This window comes from Methylobacterium sp. E-025, from assembly GCF_022829705.1.
Taxonomy (GTDB): Bacteria; Pseudomonadota; Alphaproteobacteria; order Rhizobiales; family Beijerinckiaceae; genus Methylobacterium.
The window spans coordinates 1-2,508 of sequence record NZ_JAKSYR010000029.1; the positions used below are offsets into that span (position 1 = coordinate 1).

General features: G+C 59.8%; 1 pseudogene. It reads right to left on the reverse strand.

Features of this window, described 5'->3' with window-relative positions:
• Window positions 1-52: 52 nt before the first annotated feature.
• Window positions 53-1,303, reverse strand: a pseudogene (locus MKK64_RS02040) (MCP four helix bundle domain-containing protein); the annotation flags it as partial.
• Window positions 1,304-2,508 lie beyond the last annotated feature (1,205 nt).

Below are 2,508 nucleotides of genomic sequence, written 5' to 3' on the forward strand. Positions count from 1 at the left end.
CGGCCGCGAACACCGCGAAGCCTCATCCCGCTTCACCGGCACGGGCTTCCTACATGCTAGCATTCAGATCCAGAAGGTTGGTTTGTCCGGCGATGGTGGAGATTACGCCGACCACGTCGCCGATGCGCGAGACCGCCGTGCTCAATTCCTGCACCAGCGTTCCGGTTTGATCGCCCTCGGTGACAGACTGCTGTGCGAGGGCAGCAGAGCCATCGACCTATCCACTGTTCTCCTGCGCAGATGAGCCACGCTCCTCGGCCGCCGCGGCGACCGTGTTGACGTTGGTGGCGGCCTCCTCGGCGGCGGCGGCCACGGTCGTGGATTGGCTCGCCGTTTCCGTCGCCGTCGCGGTCATGGTCTGGGCCGTGGCCTGCAGCTCGGTCGCCGATGATGACACCATGCCGATGATCCCCCCAACTGCGGCCTCGAAGCCGTCAGCCATCTGGCGCATCCCGGCCTTGCGCTGCTCCTCGGCAGCCAGACGGGCCTGCGCGGTCTCCTCTTCCAGAGACCGCATCCGGATCAGACCGTCCTTGAACACCTGCACGGCATCGGCGATCGCACCCATCTCAGTGCGGACGCCTTGATAAGGAATGTCGGCAGCGAGATCCCCTGAGGCGAGACGGCCCATAGGAGCGAGCACGGTGCGGATGCCCTTCCCAATGCTCCAAATTATGAGTCCTGCGAGCACCGCGGCGAAGGCGACGCTCGCGAGACCGATCACAATCATTAGAGCTTGGACCCGTTGGGCGGTCGCCTCGCCCTGCGCTACAACGGCATAACCCGCCGCATTGTTAAGTGCCAGAATGTCATCCAGCGCCTTGGCTGCTACCTTGATGCGTGGACGCACACGCTCGGTCATCTCGTTCTGTGCGATGTCCTTCTTCCCGGCGCGTGAATGCGCAAGGACACCATCGACCGCCGCGATGAAAGATTTCCATTCTTGCCTAAAGGTATCAAACATCGCCTGCTCGCCCGGTAGGCTGACGAGCGGCGCATAGGCATCGGCAGCCCGTTCGACCAGTCTCATCTTTTCCGACAAAGCTTGCTCCTCAGCGGCCATGCGGCTGGGCTCAGCGTAGAGTACGTGATTGACGACGCTAACCCGCACATCGATGACGTTGCCACGTAACTCGCCCGCGTAGCGCACGCTCGGAACAGTGTTGCGCCCAAGATTAGCGTTCTCCCGGCTCAGATCTATAATACCCCATAACCCAACAGCACCTACACCCAGCATCAAGGCACAAAGCGTAGCAAAGGCGGCGATAAGTTTCGCCTTGATCGAGATTGAAGTTAAGCGCACGAACGACGTCCGATCGATCTAAAGATAGTATGGGCCAATCTCGACGCTAAGCGTGATATGGTTAATAATCTAACTACTAGATCTTTGCTCAAATAGGCGCCATCAGCCCCTTTTCAGGTCTAGCTGCATAGCACCAAGGGTTATTGTTATGGCAATGCAGCGGCAGTAATGCGGACCAAGCTCTTTATCGGTTATCATCGTTATGGCTTGGTATCGCCGGACAGACGCGCGTGGGTAAAGCGCGACTAGACAGCTAAGTTCTACAGGAACCCGCTCCCCGAGTGCCCTTTGAAGGCGTTCGCTCGCCGGATGTAGCCGACCACCGTGCGCGGATCGCGGTGCCCAGACTGATCCATGATGGGAGCGAGATCGCCCACAGCGGGTTCCTTGCGTTGTAGGAATGGCAGGGTATCAACCACAGGTAGGAGGATGTCGGGTTTAAACAGCTATGCTCGGTGAGCGGCAATTCGTCGTTCACGAGGAACTCATGCAGTGTGCATGGAACAAACAGCGGAACGAAAACGGGCCCTACTTCAGAACCTTGCCCACCATGCGAGACCGGCGCGTGCCAAGCTATGTTTGGATCTGATCACCGCTGCACGCCTCCTGGGGACCGATCCGAGCGTTATCGACGCGATCGAACAAGGCACCAGCAACGATCTTTCACTGGAGGCTGCGATCGGTTTGGCGCGGGGGCTTGGTTTGACGGATCTGGGGCTGCCCCGGTCAAAGCCATCGGGATCAATTTAACAGGCACGTGATGAAACCGAGTGCTCTCGACCTGCGTAGGCCGGCCTATGAGCATTTCGAACGATCCTCCCTCGGACTATCACCAACGCCTGGCATCGCAGGTGCGCGCTGCCCGCCTGCGATGCGCTTACTCCGTCGAGGCCTTGGCCGAACTCGCCAGCGTCGACCCATCCATGATCGTTCGCTTAGAAAAGGGTGACCTCAGCGAGGATGACGCCTCCTACCGTAAGCGCGTCCTTGATACGCTCGGCTTAGGTGCCGTCGCACGTCGCTGAGATGCTCACTTATGCCTGCCCAGGGGTAAGGGGCCTCCACTAGAGCGTTTTCGGGCTGCGCTGAATCGGGCAGGTGGGGTTCACGCGGCGCTGTTGGACTGATTCACTGATCGCTCTTGAGAAGGAGCGAAGCATGGGCCGACCCTACAGCCAGGATCTGCGCGAGCGCGTGGTGAAGGC